This window comes from Gottfriedia sp. NPDC057948 (assembly GCF_042887255.1).
GTDB lineage: Bacteria > Bacillota > Bacilli > Bacillales > Bacillaceae_G > Gottfriedia.
In genome coordinates this window covers 161307-179840 of the sequence record NZ_JBHVPN010000008.1, presented here as the reverse complement: position 1 = coordinate 179840, position 18534 = coordinate 161307, and the positions used below count along the sequence as shown (strand labels likewise).

10 protein-coding genes and 1 pseudogene are annotated in these 18534 nt (G+C 32.8%); 9 read left to right on the top strand and 2 right to left on the bottom strand.

What is annotated here, in order from left to right; all coding sequences use genetic code 11:
- Positions 1 to 64 precede the first annotated feature (64 nt).
- The gene (gene hemA / locus ACFVRR_RS14445; protein WP_335492312.1) at positions 65 to 1366 is read left to right on the top strand and encodes a glutamyl-tRNA reductase; all 1302 of its coding nucleotides are present in this window, start codon (positions 65 to 67) and stop codon (positions 1364 to 1366) included.
- Between the two features lie 199 nt (positions 1367 to 1565).
- Positions 1566 to 2189, top strand: a complete 624-nt coding sequence (gene wrbA, locus ACFVRR_RS14440; RefSeq protein ID WP_387329670.1) for an NAD(P)H:quinone oxidoreductase — start codon at positions 1566 to 1568, stop codon at positions 2187 to 2189.
- Positions 2190 to 2347: 158 nt separating this feature from the next.
- Here wrbA and ACFVRR_RS14435 read toward each other — a convergent pair.
- A pseudogene (locus ACFVRR_RS14435) lies at positions 2348 to 2766 on the bottom strand (organic hydroperoxide resistance protein).
- Positions 2767 to 3600: 834 nt separating this feature from the next.
- Between ACFVRR_RS14435 and ACFVRR_RS14430 the strand changes: the two are divergent.
- The gene (locus ACFVRR_RS14430) at positions 3601 to 6849 is read left to right on the top strand and encodes an Ig-like domain-containing protein (RefSeq protein WP_387329667.1); all 3249 of its coding nucleotides are present in this window, start codon (positions 3601 to 3603) and stop codon (positions 6847 to 6849) included.
- Between the two features lie 690 nt (positions 6850 to 7539).
- Positions 7540 to 9183, top strand: coding sequence for a beta-N-acetylhexosaminidase (gene nagZ / locus ACFVRR_RS14425; protein WP_387329664.1), 1644 nt, complete (start codon positions 7540 to 7542; stop codon positions 9181 to 9183).
- Positions 9184 to 9280: 97 nt separating this feature from the next.
- Here the strand turns inward: nagZ and ACFVRR_RS14420 are convergent, their stop codons facing one another.
- Complete coding sequence (locus ACFVRR_RS14420; protein WP_387329660.1) at positions 9281 to 9457, bottom strand: hypothetical protein; 177 nt, start codon at positions 9455 to 9457, stop codon at positions 9281 to 9283.
- A 161-nt stretch (positions 9458 to 9618) separates the two neighbouring features.
- Between ACFVRR_RS14420 and ACFVRR_RS14415 the strand changes: the two genes are divergently transcribed.
- The 5 genes from ACFVRR_RS14415 to ACFVRR_RS14395 all read left to right on the top strand — a co-directional run bounded on the left by ACFVRR_RS14415 (position 9619) and on the right by ACFVRR_RS14395 (position 18061).
- Positions 9619 to 10194: a TetR/AcrR family transcriptional regulator gene (locus tag ACFVRR_RS14415; RefSeq protein WP_387329657.1), complete on the top strand. Its 576-nt coding sequence runs from the start codon at positions 9619 to 9621 to the stop codon at positions 10192 to 10194.
- A 244-nt stretch (positions 10195 to 10438) separates the two neighbouring features.
- Positions 10439 to 11635 (top strand): MFS transporter, encoded by a 1197-nt coding sequence (locus tag ACFVRR_RS14410; protein ID WP_387329654.1) that lies wholly within the window; start codon positions 10439 to 10441, stop codon positions 11633 to 11635.
- A gap of 145 nt (positions 11636 to 11780) precedes the next feature.
- On the top strand, positions 11781 to 12479 hold the full coding sequence (locus ACFVRR_RS14405; RefSeq protein WP_387329651.1) for an SDR family oxidoreductase: 699 nt from the start codon (positions 11781 to 11783) through the stop codon (positions 12477 to 12479).
- A 249-nt stretch (positions 12480 to 12728) separates the two neighbouring features.
- Positions 12729 to 13541: an SDR family NAD(P)-dependent oxidoreductase gene (locus tag ACFVRR_RS14400; protein WP_387329647.1), complete on the top strand. Its 813-nt coding sequence runs from the start codon at positions 12729 to 12731 to the stop codon at positions 13539 to 13541.
- Between the two features lie 986 nt (positions 13542 to 14527).
- Entirely contained in the window at positions 14528 to 18061 is a 3534-nt protein-coding gene (locus ACFVRR_RS14395; protein WP_387329643.1) for a S8 family serine peptidase, read from the top strand.
- Positions 18062 to 18534 lie beyond the last annotated feature (473 nt).

Sequence of the window (18534 nt, the reverse complement as noted above, 5' to 3'; positions counted from 1 at the left end):
AATTATTTTATTATTCAATTGATAACCAAAAGCAATTATAGAAGGCATAAAAAAGGTGATAAAAATGCATATTTTAGTTGTTGGCTTAAACCATAGAACTGCTCCTGTTGAAATTAGGGAAAAACTTACGTTTAATCCTTCTGAATACGCTATTGCAATGAAAGCATTACAACAAAAATCAAGTATCATTGAAAATGTCATATTATCAACTTGTAACCGTACTGAAATATACGCGGTAGTTAATGAATCTAATAAAGGGAAAAATGAGCTGACAGAATTTATAGCAGAATGGTTTAACATTGAAAAAAATGAACTCTTTTCTTATTTGTTCTTTTATGAACAAGATTTAGCGATTGAACATCTATTTAAAGTTACATGTGGTTTAGACTCATTAATCTTAGGTGAAACACAGATTTTAGGACAAGTTCGTACTAGTTTTTTGTTAGCTCAAAGAGAAAATACAACTGGTACAGTATTTAATAATTCATTTAAAAAAGCAGTTACACTTGGAAAAAGAGCCCATACTGAAACTGAAATTGGTTCTAAAGCAGTATCGGTTAGTTATGCTGCGATTGAATTAGCAAAGAAGATTTTTAAGACTCTAAATAATACATCGATATTAATTCTTGGAGCAGGACAAATGGCAGAGTTAGCCTGTAAAAATCTACAAGGAAATGGTGCAAACAGAGTTACAGTTATTAATCGTTCATATGAAAATGCTAGATTACTAGCAAATCGTTATTCAGTTGAAATTAAGCCGATTCATGAACTGCTGAATTCAATGATGGAATCTGACTTAATAATTAGCACAACTTCGGCAAAGGAATATTTGATTACACGAGAGATGGTTATGAAGGTAAGCAAGTTTCGAAAAGTAAAGCCTTTATATTTTATTGACATCTCAGTACCGCGAAATATCGACCCTAATATATGTGAATTCGCAAACACTTTTTTATATAACATTGATGAACTCCAAGATATTGTAAATTCTAATATAATGGAACGAAAAAAAGCCTCCCAAAAAATTATGAATATGATTGAAGGAGAACTTGATGAGTACAAGAAATGGGTCAATTTATTAGATATTGTTCCTATAATTACAGCACTGAAAAAAAAGGCATCGTCGATTCAACTGGAAACTCAAGAAAGCATTAAAAATAAACTTCCAAATTTATCGGAGCATGACTTGAAAGTAATAAATAAACATTTGAGTAGTATAATAAATCAATTCTTAAAAGATCCTATTAGGGTTTTGAAAGATTTGGCTAATTCTAAGGACTCTAATATGGATATCGATTTATTCAAAAAACTTTTTAATATTGAAAATGTGGGTACAGAAAATCAGAAATCACTATTAGAATTTTAAATAATAGAATTATAGCTTACAAGTTTGAATGAATAAATAAGGATGACAATGTACAAACGTATATAAAAAAACAGATACTTTGATTATTTTATTGTAAAAACATGTTTAATTTAAATGTATTAGTAATAATTACACGGACAAAATAATCATTAGGAAATTTTTGCATAATAATATATTGTTTTTTTAAAGGAGAAAAACGATGTCAAATGTAAATCTTGCAATTATCTGTTATAGTTCGACAGGAACAAATTATCAGTTATCACAATGGGCTTCTGACGGGGCAAAAGAAGCTGGTGCAGAGGTCAAGATCTTAAAAGTTCAAGAATTAGCTCCTCAATCAGTAATTGATTCTAATCCTGCATGGAAGCACTTTTCCGAAGAAGTTGCAGTATGTATTCCAACGGTTTCTCTAACTGATTTAGAATGGGCTGATGCAATTATTTTCAGTGTCCCAACTAGATTCGGAAACATGCCATCTCAAATGAAGCAGTTCTTAGATACAACAGGCGGATTATGGTTTAACGGAAAATTAATGAATAAAGTTGTAAGTGCAATGACTTCTGCTCAAAACCCTCACGGTGGTCAAGAAGCAACCATATTATCGCTATATACGACAATGCATCATTGGGGAGCTATTGTTGTACCTCCTGGCTATACTGATCCAGTTATATTTGGAGCAGGTGGAAACCCATATGGAACAAGTGTAACTGTTGATCAGAGTGGTAAAATGGTTGAAGACTTTTCTGCTGTTCAAGCAGCCGTAAAACATCAGGCAAAACGTACCGTTACTGTGGCAGAATGGGTTAAAAAAGCAAATGAATAAATGGAAAAGAGCTAATCGATAGGTGTTGATTAGCTCTTTTATTTACCTGTAAAAAATTATAAGGAATTTTTACGATGGCAATGTCTTTAAATTTTTTAGTCAATTTCATATTGTTGTATGTAACAAGTTTTGGTAAAAGATTTAGTTACTATTGAAAACTACTCAATAACTTTAACTTTCAACTTTACATCAACATTACCTTTTAAAGCTTTTGAATAAGGACAAAAACCATGCGCTTCTTTCACAAGCTCTACTGCAACATCTTGTGGAACACCTTTAATTTCTGCATTTAACGTAACTGCTAGGGAAAAAGGGCTTTCTGTATCATCTTTTAATAAACTAACTTCCGCTGTAATTGATGACTCAATTTTCTGCTTATTTTTCTTAGCAATAAAGTTTAATGCACCATCAAAACATGCAAATATCCAGCTGCAAATAATTGTTCGGGTTTAGATCCAACTTTGTTAGTATTAGCAGATGGCGTTGTTAAATTTAAATCTATTAAACCATCATCTGATTTAACATATCCTTCACGACCACCAGAGGTAGTAGCTTTCGAAGTAAATAATACGACCATTCATAATCACCTCATCTTATATAAATACTTTTTCATATCGATAGTATTGATATTTCATACATTAACTATTCTCAAAATAACACTCTAAAAAGCAAATCATAAATGGGTGAATAAAATAAAAAATGGTAGGTCTTTGGCTCAAATTTAGCCTGAAAAGGTGTTTAGCGGAAATGTAACAATTAAAGAATTGGAAACAAAAACAACAGAGATAGAATAATGAGTTTACAATATTTCATCAAAATGATAACAATCAATTTTAAAAAGATTCCTGTAAAACCGACAGGGATCTTTTTGCTTTTGAAGTGATTTAGTGTGTATTTACTTTTACTATAGCTCATAAACACCTCATGTGTTGCCACAAACACTCTAGTCATATGGAATGTGTTGCGGAACTAGTTTTAAAGACCAAATAATATAAAGAAGGCAACGTTCATTATAGCTATATGGATAGGTTTTCAAAACGTGACAATTTATCTATTTTTTATTAAATAGCTAACTAATCAAGTTACTATACCATTGTACGAATTAAAATGATATGTCATCAAAGAAACTTAAATACACAGACTTCTTTTGATTTTCTTCCTATAATCTTGCCTCATTCTTCTTTATCGATAACTGAAATGAATCATTATGATAACGAGAATGTCATTTCCAAAAAAAAAAAAACACCATATAATAACCTTAACATTTTGAATAGTCTAAATTTTACCGTTTTAAATTAATGGTTTAATTCCACTATCCTAAAATGCAATTTATGTTAGAGGTGATGCATAAGAAAACATTAGATGATCTGAAAAATAGAAACAAACAGCAGCAAAATATGGAGGTTAACAAATGAGAACAAAAATGACAAAACGTATTACATCTTTAACACTCGTACTCACCCTATTTATGTCTCTATTCAGTAGTTTGGTTTTTGCCTCAACTGAAAAGGCAGCCGGAGCAACTAATAGCCCACCAACGAAGGAGATTGTAAAACTCATTCCAAGTGAATCAACAGTCTCGCTCTCTCTTTCTCAAGGTCACCACGATTTAAAGATTGAAGCAGAGTATAAGGATGGTAGTAAAGCAGATGTTACAGCGGAAGGAAAATGGACATCACTAGATGAAAAAGTTGTAACTGTTGAAACTGGAAGACTAACAGCAGTAAATGTTGGGTCTACAAATGTACAATTCAGTCTTGGTAATGCAGTTTTAAACGTAGAAGTAAATGTTACGAAAAGTGCAAAAGTTTTAAGTCAATTGTCAAATCCTTCAGAAAGTAAAAAAATTGTATCGCTTGTTTTAGAGGCAAATCAAGTTACATACATAAATGAAGGGGAAAAGCGTCCTATCAGTTTGAAAGCGCTTTACAGTGATGGTTCGATGAAAGACGTAACTAAATCAGCTAGATGGGAGTCACAATATCCATCAATTGCAAAGGTTGAAAAAGGTGTATTAAAAGGGATATCACCGGGTGATGTTTCAATGAAAGTAACTTATGCAAATTTTCCACAAATAAATTTCTTTGCTTCGATAAGAGATATTCCTGAAAATGTAACGGCGCTGTACATGTCGGCTGACATGTTGAGGTTAGAAACCTCTGATAGGCCGGTTCAAGTAAATGCCGTTTCAAAGAACCCCATGGTGGGGAATAAAGAGGTTACTTCTTTAGGAAGTTGGACAACGACAAATCAAAATGTAGCTACGGTAAGTAAGGATGGTCAAATAACCCCAGTTGGGATCGGCCAAGCATATATTCATTTTAAATATGATAAGTTGGTTGGGGCTGTACAGGTTAATGTTGTTAAGCCTACAAAGCTTATAACTGATGAACCTACAGTTGAACTACTGCCAGGACAAAATTGGCCTGTAAATTTAACCGAAGTATTCACAAATGGAATATCAGAAGGTGGTATGACTTTAGTTGAAAATGTAAATCCTTATGATGTCAAATGGACAGTCGAAGATAACAGCATTGCAACGGTTACTGATTCAGGATCTATCATTGGACGTAAGACAGGTAAAACATTTGTGACAGCTTCCTATCGTTCAGATGTTCTTCCTCCAGTTAAAATTGAGGTTACTGTCACCAATAAGCTTACAACTCCTAGAGTTATTGGATTGATAGCTTCTCAACCAAACCTCTCTTTAGGATTAGGTGAAGAAACGCCTATTAAAATAAATGCGATTTATAGTGATGGGAGAACTGAAGATGTAACAGGTTCCGTTGAATTGTACTCCGACAATTTACACGTAGCTTCAGTTTCCCGAAAATATGGTGGTGAATCAAAAGTTATTGGTCAATTAAGTGGCACAACTGTCTTGCATGCTTTCTATAATAATTTTCGATACAGTGTAGATATCCCAGTGGCAGTCACGGATAAAGATGGTCAGAAGCAGGCTCCAAACCCTGAATCAATTTCTGTTACACCAGATATAAAAAATATGGTAGTAAATCAACAGCAGCAATTAGAGGTAAAAACGACCTATTCAGACAGATCAAATTCGACTTCTTATGCGGTATATAAATCATCTAATCCTGATGTTGTTAAAGTAAATAAAGATGGTCTGCTTACTGCTGTAGGCACTGGTACAACAAGCATTACCGTAGATAGCTCTGGATACTCAAAGCAGGTTTCAATTGTCGTTTCAAATGAACCTTCTAAAGATTTTGCAAATAAAATTGTTAATCTAATTCCTAGTGAAAATGCCATCTCCTTTAATTTATCTGAGCACAAGCATTCGTTATCTGTAAAAGCAAAATATAAAGATGGTTCAACATCTGACGTTACATCAGACACAAGATTCACATCATTAAACCCAGAAATAGTTACAGTTAAGAATGGTGTTCTTACAGCAATAGCAGCAGGAACAACACAAATACTTATCGATTCCGGCACAAGCACAAAAATCTTGAATGTTTCAATTCTTTCTGGGAATGATGCATCAATTAAACAATTAAAAATTAAGTCCTTACTTATTTCTTCATTGGATGTTGTTGTTCAAAAAGATAAGCTTTATCCAGTACATGTTTTTGCTCAATACAATGATGGAACTCAAAAGGAGATATCCAATTCAATCCATTGGACAACAAAGAATCCTACAGTTGTAAGTGTTAAAGACGGGAAATTTATTGGAAGGAAAACTGGAAAAACGACGGTTAGTGCAACAATTGCAGGTTTTTCTTCTATTAAAATTCCAGTAAAAGTACAAAATCAAGCTGGACCAGTAAATTTAGTAGGAATTGTTAGCGCGGGGATGATATTACAGCCTGAAGCAGGAAAAATAGTAACAGCGTTAACGAATACTAGCAATGGGATGATATTACACCCTGAAAAAGGAACTGTTGATGTGAACGCGTTTGCTGAATATACAGATCATAATATCGTTCAGGTTGATACAGAAGGGAAATGGGAATCTTCCGACAAAAGTGTAGCAACTGTTGACAAGAACGGAGTCATTACATGGGTCGGCCCTGGTGAAGCATACATCTGGTTCAATTATTATGGTTTGAGAGATGCTGTTTGGGTAAGAAACACTAAGCCTGTAGATTTATATTGGGCTGAAAACAATAAATGGACAACTAGCAAAGTAATGTTAGAACCTAATAAGTCCACTGACATCTCAATTAATGGATTCTTTGGTCATCATGGCAGAGATGGAAATTGTGATTGTTATAATCTTAATAGCAAAGCAAAATTGACGGTGGCAAACAAATCAGTTGCAACGATTTCTGCTGATGGACATCTCATCGCTCACTCTGTTGGAAAAACGACAATAACTGCTATTGTTTTTGGAATGTCAAAGACAATTGATGTTGAAGTTGTAGCAAAGTATCCTACATTTACTAGGGGGATAAGTTCATCACCTGGTTATATTGTAAATTCAGCTGGTTCAACAAATGAGTTAGTCATTAATGCTATGTCAAGCGATGGAACGATAAAAGACGTTACAGCTGATGTCAAATGGTTTAGTTCCAATCCGGAAGTAGCGGAAGTGACCGCTGATCATAAAATCCTAACGAAGGCTGAAGGAGCCGCTGTTATCATTGCGGAATATGATGGATTTAAAATAATTATACCTGTAATTGTAATATCATAAAGATTACTTTGTATAATTGATATTTTGATAATCGTGTCAGATACAGAATAGTTATTTTTTTTAGGTCTCCCCCGTAAGTTAGTTTCAATCTAACATTACGGGGGATTTTTATCTTGAATAAAAGCAATAAGAATTAAAAATCCCTCTATTTTTAAAGAAATCATTGTCTATCAAAAGCAAAAACATATTGGGAAAACAGCAATAGGATTTATTGATTTATTATTTGAGAAATTCAAAATGAATTGTTCTAATAGTGGTGAACTAAACTCAGGAAACTATTTTTAGATAATAAATAAAGAAATATTTACTGTACTATTATTAACCCGAATTATAGATAGATTAAAAAATGCTTATTATTTATTCTTTATTAATTAAGAACGAATGAGAAATTTCTTAATTGCGTTCTTTCTCAAAATGTTATAAATATATTCATGAGGGGGGGAATAATTGCAGCTATTTAGAATATAGAAAAATACCTTTGAGTTTTTTTAATTTAGAACGAATATTCTCAAATAGCCACAGTAATTGAGATGATTTGGTCCAACTTTTAATACACCATTCCTGGATCAAAGTTTTTTATTAAATGATAGATTTGATACAAAAAGTTTATAATTTTGAAACATTTATTTGCTATGATTTTTTCGAAGACAGTATTGACATTTTCATCATATTGAATTTAGAGGTGAAATTATGAAAAACAATATTAAAAAATTATCAATGATTGCGATTAGTAGTTTCATATTATTAACTGGTTGTATAGAAGCCAAGGCTCAAAAAAATGTAAGTGTTTCAAAAACTGACCCAATCCTTGTTGAATTAAATAAACTAACTCTTAAAGAAAAAATTGGTCAAATGATTATCGCTGGTTTTGATGGAACAACAGCAAGTAATGCAGATACGCTTTTAAAAAATTATAAATTAGGTGGCGTAATACTCTTTGGAACAAATATAAAAAGTCCAAGTCAACTAGTAAATTTAACAAATGACATAAAAACATACAATAAAAATAACAAGGTACCTTTGTTTATCTCTGTCGATCAAGAAGGCGGTAGAGTAAATCGAATGCCCTCAGCGGTTTTAAATACACCTTCTGCCAGAACAATTGGAAATAAAAATAATATGCAATACGCATATAATATAGGTAACATGATTTCAAAAGAGCTATCATCCTTTGGATTCAATACTGATTTTTCACCAGTATTAGATATACAAAGTAATCCTAAAAATACAGTAATTGGAGATCGTTCTTTTGGTACAAATTCAAGTGTCGTTTCAAAAATTGGTGAAGGAATAATGGATGGAATTCATAAAGGAAACACAATTCCTGTTATTAAACATTTCCCTGGGCATGGAGATACTTCAGTAGATTCGCATTTAGAACTTCCTATAGTGAATAAAGACTTATCAAGTTTAAAAAAATTTGAGTTAGTTCCATTCGATCATGCCATCAAAAATCATGCGGATATGATGATGGTAGCTCATATATTAGTAAAGAAAGTAGACTCTAAGTATCCTGCTTCTATGTCAAAAGCTGTAATAACTGATCTTTTACGAAAACAATATGGGTATAATGGAGTTGTCATAACTGATGATATGTCAATGGGAGCCATCGCTAAACACTTTAACTTAAGTAATGCAGCAGTAACCTCTATTAATGCCGGAAGTAATATTATTTTGATAGGACATGGAAATGAAAATGTTAAAACCATTTATAATAGCATATATACAGCAGTTAAAAATCACAAAATATCAGAAGACACAATAAATAAAAGTGTCTATAAGATTTTATCATTAAAACAGAAATATAAACTTAACAATAATAAAGTTCAGCCTGTAAATGTTACAAATTTAAATAAGCAAATTAAGAAAGCAATTACTTTTAGCAATGAAACTAGTAATACACAGTACTCACTTTTAAAAAATATCTCAACAAAGGCTAATGAAGGAAAATTAATCAATGCAGAATTTAATGTAATGAATTCGACTATTGACTCTATAAGGGAAAAATGGGGTAAAGAAGACAGCAGTGTATATGTGGCCGCTGCTAAAGGAACATATAACACATACACAAAGAGAAATGTAGTAGTTGGGTATCAAAAAAGCCATTTAATATTTGAATTACGCTCTTTTAATCCTCAATTAAAATCTTTAACTATTAATAACATAAAAAATTACTTTGGTTCACCTAGTTCAGAAGTTACGACCTCAAATAACGAAAAAATAATAACTTATTCAATTGGATTAAAGAAACTTAAATTTGTTTTTCCTTTAAAGAATAAAAATTTGATTTTAGACCATTATTCAATTTATAATCCTGAAAATGTTAAAAACTAATTAAAACGATAATTTTCAAAAAAATAATAATTGTAAAGAGCTAATCTGTATGTATACGATTAGTTCTTTTTTTCTGTTAATTAAGGCATAATTACAATTATTTCAACTTAGGATTTTTATTTAGAATCTCAATATTTTGATTTCTTTCTCCGCCATCAGAAAGGTCTTCTGAAAATTCATGGTCTGCTTTCTTACCTAACAAAAGTTCAGATGAACGGATTGTGCTAGATGGCAAATTATTATTCGTTGCAGCTTGTTCATTCCACTTACCCATTAATATCACCTCGCTAGATTTAGTATTGGAATTTGTCCTTGTAATTATTTAAAATCATAGGTAATTGGTAAAATTAGAGTTAGTATTTAAAAATAGCATCTTAATGTATACTCAATCTTTATTTGTAAATATGCTATAATCTTTCAAAAGGAGGTACAAACGTGGCCAGACATAAAGAATATGATGAAAAAGAAGTATTACAAAAAGCAATGGAGCTATTTAGGTATCAAGGTTATGAAAAAACCTCTTTGCAAGACCTTGTTTCTCATATGGGGATTCATAGAAGAAGTTTATATGATACATTTGGTGACAAACATACTTTGTTTATTAAAGCATTAGAACTTTACGATAACAATATGAAGAAAAAAATGAATTTACAAGTTAAGCAATCATTATCTGTGAAAGATGCTATTAGAAGTATTTTAGAATCGATAATTGATCAAGAAAATGAAAAATCAATCGGATGTTTGACAGTGAATACTGCCATTGAGTTGGCTTTACATGATCAAGAAGTGGCAGAAAAAATCGAACAAAATTTTGCTAAGACAGAAGAAATTATTCATGAATTACTTATGCGTGGTCAAAAAACAGGTGAAATTTCGAACCACCATGACGTAGAAAAATTATCACAGTTTATTCATAATTCTTTTGTAGGTTTACGAGTATTAACAAAAACAACTAACGATAAGAATAAGCTAAAAAATATTGTTGATATGACATTGTCTATTTTAGATTGATGATTTATTTTTATAGTGAATGAAAAGAGTTAACTAACATCAGTTAATTCTTTTTTTGTATAAAATTTTGCAATGAACATTTGAGAATGAATGGTAAAAAAATATTTATCTTTCGTCCTCAATATGTTATAAATAAATACATCGGAGGGAGTTGTATTGAAGGTTTGTATATTTGAGAATGAACATTCTCGAAAGTAATAAGGTTATAAAAGTTAAGAATTAAAATTAAGGCTTAGAAAGGAAAATGAATTTGAAAAGAATGTTATTAATTATATTATTGATGTCTTGTGGAGCAACTTTTGTTACTCCTTTGTTTCCTGTGTATAGCGAATATTATCAATTAAGTAGTTTGCAACTTACAATTTTATTTGCAATCTATGCTGTTTTTCTTTTGCCAACTTTACTTATTGTAGGAGCAAAAGGTAACGGATGGGGGTTAAAAAGAGTAGTCCGTGTTAGTATCTTGATTTCCATTGCTTCTACCTTATTCTTTCTTGGTAATACTCGAGTGTGGATGCTATTTGCAGGTAGAATTTTAGAAGGAATTGCATACGGTGCTTTTACAGGTACTGCAGTTGCTTTATTATTGAGACAAACATCTCCCCAAAAAACGAGTATCGCACTCAAACTATCAGGAGTTACAGTACTTGTTGGTTTTGGGGTTGGACCATTAATTGCTGCTTTCATGTTGCAGTATATCCCTGTTCAACCTCTTAGATTACCATTGTGGATACTGCTCTTTATATTAATTATTTCGATCGTCTTACTTCAAACGATCTCAAAAGATAATGTAACACCTGAGCAAAAGCGTTCAAATAACAAAATATCACTAGGTGTTCCGAAAAAAATCCGCTCACAATTCTGGTCTATGTCAGCACTTCCTATTTTCACAGTTTTCACCTTACAAGGAATTGCTTTATCTCTAATTCCTACATTTGTCAAAAATGTAATCCAAACGTCTAATTACTTTATTTCGGGTTTGATAATTTTCGTACTTTTAAGCGGTTCAGCTGCAGCCCAGTTCATACCTAGACCGACTCAACCTATTACTCGTATGCAATTAGGAATATTTTTTCTAGTTATTGCTACGTGGCTCATTGTTATCTCAGGTTTAACATCAAGTTTACCATTGTTATGGATAGGTGTATTCATACAAGCTCTTGGTGGCGGATGGACTTTTCAGAATGCGTTATTTTTTGCAGGAAAATTGCCAGAACCTGAAGCTAGACCTCGTGTAATTTCAGCTTTTTATTTTGTTGCTTATATCGGATTTATCGTTCCTGTTATAGGAGTGGGAGTACTGTCAAAATTTTTCAATTTAAACGTAGCACTTGAATTTTTAAATTTGTTTGCAACGATTATTGTTATTTATATTTTGTTGTATTCAATTAAATTTAAACGTGACATTTCTAAGCCTATAGTTCAAAATCATGGAGCTTAAATATTTAATTGCAATGAATTAACAATTATAATGGAGAATTACCTTAACACTAACTCATTTTTTGAGTATTTAAGAATGATTATTCTCAAATGGATAAAACAATTAATTATTAAGTAAAAAAATAAAATATGAGGTGAATACGAATATGGAAATTTCAAAACAAACAGCGCTAATTACAGGAGCTAATCGTGGACTCGGTCGTCATTTAGCACAAGAACTACTTGCTAGAGGAGCCAAGGTTTATGCAGGGGTTAGAAACCTGGAAATGATTGATCTTCCTGGAGTTATTCCATTACAGCTTAATATTACAGATGAAAAGTCAATTGCTGCAGCAGCGGAAATTGCGAAAGATGTAACTTTATTAATCAATAATGCTGGATCCAATACAGAAGCCGCGCTGCTTGACGGTGAAATGGAAAAAATTCGTTTAGAGATGGACACACATTTTTTTGGCAACCTCTCAATGATTCGCACATTTGCCCCGATACTTGAAAAAAATGGGGGAGGGACAATCCTTAATATTCTATCAGTTCTCTCATGGCTGAGCATGAACGGAGGAGGAGCATATCAAGCAGCAAAATCAGCGGAATGGAGTTTGACGAATACGTTTCGCTTAGTCTTGGCACCTAAAAATATTCTTGTTTCTGGCTTACATGTTGCATATATGGACACGGACATGACAGCTAAAATTAAGGCATCGAAAGCTAACCCTGCGGACATTGCTAAGATTGCGATCGACGGTATAGAAGCCGAAAGTTATGAAATTGTAGCAGACAATTTGAGCCGAATGGTACAGCAAAATTTATCTGGCGGTGTAAAAGCGATATACCCACAATTGTTTTAAGAATAAGTAATCACTTGCAAGACTTAGTACTAGAATAAATAGGCTTAAATTAACTGCAAATATGGATTTATAGATAGGAGAATCTCCTCTATGATGTCGCGAACAATAGAAAAGTTGCTCGCACCATGGAGAATTTTTAGGGTTAAAAAAAACATCAAATTAAAATATATTATCAATCGTTCGCTGTCAATTTTTGTCACCAAAGCGAATGATCAGATCTGAATAATTAAAAAGGGAGAAATGATAACAATGAGTAAAGTATGGTTTATTACAGGAACTTCGACAGGATTCGGAAGACAATTTGTGCAGCAGTTGCTTCAAGCAGGAGAAAAAGTGGTCGCTACAGCGCGCAAACTTGAAGCTATACAGGATTTTAAAGAACTGGCACCGGATCGTGTTCACCTGGCTGCTTTGGACGTGACAAACAAGGAGCAAATACAATCCGCTGTTCAAGAAGCCGTTGACGTTTTCGGGAAAATCGATATTGTCGTTAATAATGCCGGATACGGACTCTTCGGTATGCTGGAGGAGTATACGGATGAACAAATCCGCACGCAGTTCGACGTCAATGTGTTTGGTGTACTAAATGTCATCCAAGCGACACTACCTATCTTTAAACGTCAAGGATCGGGACATTACGTAAATTTTTCATCCTTTTTCGGAACTTGGTCAATGCCTCCGTATAGCCTGTACTCTGCATCCAAGTTTGCAGTTGAAGGCTTCTCTGAAGCGTTCGCACAAGAGTTCGCACCCTTTGGAATCAAGACGACTATTGTAGAGCCTTCCGTATACGCAACAGAGTTTTTTGGAGAAGGGATGCAGCATACCGATAAGAAACAAGAATATGCTCCGCTATATGAAGCATACGAGAAAGGAATGTCGAACCTCAAGGTCGGCGACCCGGCAAAAGCAGTGCAACTGATCATTTCCGTTATTAATAGCGGTAATTCACCACTTCGCTTACCGGTTGGTTCTCAAGCTGCATACACGATACGCGAAGCTTATAGTAAGCGTCTTGAAGAGGTCAATACATGGTTTGAGCGTGCGGCTGAAGCGGACTGAATGAATAACAGGCTGAAACATAAACCTAGGTCTTAGACTTTTTTTAGAGACTTTAACCGAAGCAGTTTCTTTATTAATGGAACAGTCTAAAAACACTTATTAATATTTATTCGACTAATCCACGAATTAGTCGAATAAAGTAAAGGAGCTGATGATTATTCAGCTCCTTTTTAGCAATCAACCACCTGAGAAAGGTGGTTTTTATATTAGATCTAAATAGAAGCAGTAAGAATTCAAATCAAATTTTATAGTTGAAATAATCACATAACTTATAAGAAATAGCCGTTTTAGTTTTTATAATATTCTATCCATCTTTATTGAAAGAGTATTATAAGGATAGTTTTCAAAATGTGACAAATTATCTATTTTTTATTAAATAGCTAACTTTTCAAGTTACTATAACATTGTACAAATTAAATTGTTTTGTTATCAAAAATCCTTAAAAACACAGATTTATATTGATTTTCCTCCTATAATCTTGCCTCATTTTTCTTTATTGATAACTGAAATGAATCATTATGATAACAAGAATGTCATTTACTCAAAAAAAATATCACCATATAATAACCTTAACATTTTGAATAGTCTAAATTTTAACGTTTTTATTAATGTTTTAATTCCACTATCCTAAAATGCAAATTATGATAGAGGTGATGCTTAAGAAAACATTAGATTATCTGAAAGATAGAAACAAACAGCACCAAATACTAAGTTCTCGCTCTCCCATTCTTAAATATCACTACAATTTCAAGGGTGAAACACTGGATAAGACTAGCTCCAAAGCTGATGTTACAGCAGAAGGAAAAATGGACTTCACTAGAAGAGAAAGTTGTAACAGTTGCTGTGAGTGTTTACTGCAGTGTAAGCAGGGTCTACACATGTACAATTCAATCTTGGAACTGCTGTTTTAAACGTTAAATAAATATTACTAAAGCCGCACTTGTTTTAGGTCAAATATCAAGATAAGTTAAGTAGGAGGAAAGTGAATGATGAGGAAGAAAAAAGGTTTTCCTTACAAAGTAATTACTACAGCAACTTTAGCAGCAATATTGTTAACGTCAACGGGTTTTGCAAAAGAAACAAAAAGTAACACTGTTCCAGCTCCAAGTATTGAGGACATTGTAAAAAAAGGTCAGAAAATTTTCTTAGATGAAGAGAAGCATTTAAATGAAGATCAAGTAAATGAGCTAGGTTATAAAGATTTAAGTAAAAATGGTATTGTTAAAGCTTATAATCCAAATGAACAAGTACGAGTAATAGTTGAGGTAGATCAACCAGAAACTACTGATATTTCTCTAAATGAAAAAAAGAAGCAACAAAAGCAAAAACAAGATGACGTTATAGCAAAAATTTCAAAGCAAAGATCTGTTTCCAAGGTAAAAAATCGTTTCTTTGAAGGCTTTAATGGGTTTAGTGTTGAAACAGAATTTCGTAATGTTAAAGAAATACAAAACACACCTGGGGTTGCAAATGTACATATTGCAAGGACTTTTGAACCGTCAATGGGAGCAAGCAAAGAATTGGTACAAGCTCAAAATGTATGGCAGCAATATGGTTATAAAGGTGAAGGGTTACTAGTTGCGGTTATAGATTCCGGAATTGATTATACTCATAAAGATATAACACTCACTGAAAAAGGTAAAAAAAAGGAAAAATGGACAGAATCAAATATCCAAAATAAGTTCGCTGAAACTGAAGTAAATGAGAAATGGTACAGCGACAAAGTACCTACTGGTTATGATTGGGCGGATGATGATACTGATATAATACCTCATGGTCAATATGGAAGCCCTCACGGTACACATGTAGCAGGTACAGTAGGAGCAAATGGTGACGAATCAAATGATGGCGTACAAGGTATTGCGCCGGGAGTACAACTTTTAGCTGAAAAAGTGTTTTCTGATAATGGCGAAGGAGCTTATGAGGATGACATTATCGCTGGTATTGAGCACGCAGTAACAATGGGAGCAGATGTTATTAACATGAGTTTAGGAACTGATGCTGGATTTGTTGGTGAGGACAACGATCCGATTCAGAAGGCAATTCACGTAGCAACAGAGCATGGCACACTTGTAGTAGTTGCTGGGGGGAACTCTGCTTACAGTACAAAAAATGAACTACTGCAATCTTCTTTACAACCTTATGCTGAAAACCCAGATATTGGTACAGTGAGTGAACCAGGTGTAAGTCCATATGCAATTTCAGTTGCTTCATATGAAAATTCGAAAATACATATGAACACCCTTGCAGAAGAAAATGGAATTCAGCTTCCATATCAAGATCAAACCCAGTTTAACTTTAAGTTTTCTAAAGTTTTATCTCCATTTGAAAGTTACGAGATGATTTATGTAGGTGAAGGTAGAACTGAAGATTTTAAAAATAAAGAAGTTACAAATAAAATTGTAATTGCAAAACCAGACCAAATATATGGCTCATACAGTCATATTCAATACGAAGCAAGTAGAAAGGGTGCTAAAGCAGTTATTTTAGTACCATCGAATACAGATGTTGACTATCCATTTGTCAACTTTAGTCCATATTATACACCAGCGGCAACAACAGGCAAAGCAATCGGTAATACGTTAATTTCTAAGTTAACAAGCGGTTATATCGTTAAAATGAAATTATCAAAAGGAATTTATATTGATAATCCAAGTAAAGATACAATGTCATATTTCTCATCTTACGGAACTCCACATACATTAGACTTTAAACCTGAGTTATCAGCACCAGGCGGAAATATTTATTCAACTGTTCCAGGCAATGAGTATGAGGTTATGAGTGGAACATCAATGGCAACTCCACATGTAGCAGGTGGATCTGCACTTTTATTACAATCCTTATATGAAAAAGGATTAGCTCATTCAAAGAATACAGCTTTAAAAGCTAAAATTGCTTTAATGAACACGTCTAAAATTGTACAAGATCCACGGACAAATTCTGAAATTCCTTACTCACCACGAATTCAGGGATCTGGTTTGATGCAAATACAAAATGCAATTAAAACACCTGTACTCGTGACAAGAGAAAAAACTCCTCTAGAACAAGCAGGATCAGTTGCATTAAAAGAGATTAATAGTAATAATGTCCAATTTAAATTGAATTTAGATGCACTTCAAAACAATAAAGATAAAGAAAAAGAAGAATTCGAATACAAAGTTTATGTAGATGTCCTTACAGACGGCAAAGAAACGAAAGAATTTGACTTAGACAATGATGGTACATTGGATTCTAAAGAGTATTTAACATTAAAAAGTGAGCGAATACAAGGGGCTATAGCTTCTGTGAATGGAGAAAAAGTATCTAACTCACAAGGAAAAATATTAAAGATTAAGACAGGACAAAACAAGAATCTCGATATTCAAATTGAATTACCTACTAAATTAAAGAAAGGGATCTTTGTTGAGGGATATGTACGACTAATTCCCACAGGTCAAAATGCAGATTTAGCTGTTCCAATTTCTGTACCATATATGGGCTACTACGGAAAATGGGATCAACCACATAATATTGACCCTGTGGCATGGGATAAAGATGCTTTCTTGGGTTATACAGCTCTTTGGAATGATGAACCAGGTTCAGAAGGTACATTCCCACTTGGTTATGATCCGAAAACAGGAACATTTAACAAACGTCGAATGGTTATTTCTCCGAATGCAACCTTTAAAAATGTTTTCTCAACTTTTACGACACTAAGAAACTTACAAAAGACTGAAATGTATATTGAGAATGAAAATGGTGAAATGATTCAATATCTTGGTGACTTTAGTGAATATACTGGAAAGCCATGGAAATTCCGTAAAAATATTATGTCTTATAGAAACTATTTAAATGGTGGTTATTTGTGGGATGTAAAAGACCAAAATCACCAAGTAGTCCAAGATGGTAATTATAACTATGTAATAAAAACAACACTAGATTATAAGAATGCTAAACCACAAGTTGTAAAATTGCCTATTCAAGTAGATTCTGTTGCTCCAGTCGTTTCGGATATTAAAATACAACCGAAAGATGGACAATATGAAATCTCTTTCAAAGCAGTAGACAATGAAAATGGTAGTGGATTTAAAGGGGCAATTATTTGGTGTAACGGTCAATATATGCCATTACAGATTGGACAGACCTCAGTCCTTGTGGAAGCAGAACCAAAAAGCGTAGTCGTGTTGGGCTATGATTATGCTTATAATCATGGATACTCAGTATGGGGAGACCCTTCATATATTAATGAGGAAATGCTAGTCAACTACTTTAGTGTATGGCCAAATGAAAATATTTCTGCAAGTACACCTGCAGGAATCAATGCATTTGCTAATAACAATGTAAATTGGACAATCAATATAAAAGACATAAATGGAAAAGTAATTGATTCTTTTGTAGTTGAAAATGAAAACGAAATCCATTTAAATTGGACCCCTGAGTCAGATGTTCCAAATGGTACGTATTTTGTATCAGCAGAAGTTGTAAATAAACAAGGCTTTAAAGTAACGACAACCCCACAAACTGTTACTGTAGTACAATAAAAAAATGAAAAAATGCCAGTCTCTTATTCTACGAGCTGGCATTTTTCCAATAACTTTAAATTGATATTAAAAGTATTTCAAACAAAAGTTAACGATTTTTGGTTTCCATGATACTTAATTGGTTTGTCATCAAAGAAACTTAAAAACACGGACTTATATTGCTTTTCCTCCTATGCTCTTGCCTCATTTTTCTTTATTAATAACTGAAATGAATCATTATGATAACGAGAATGTCATTTACTAAAAAAATAAAACACCATATAATAATCTTAACATTTTGAATAGTTTAAATTTTCCTGTTTTTTAATAGTTTAATTCCACTATCCTAAATGCAATTTATGTTAGAGGTGATGTATAAGAAAACATTAGATTATGCTGAAAAATAGAAACAAACAGCAACAAAGACTAAGTTATGGAATTAATTTGTTATTATCCGGATTTAAAACTATTGGAGAATTTTATGATTTATACTA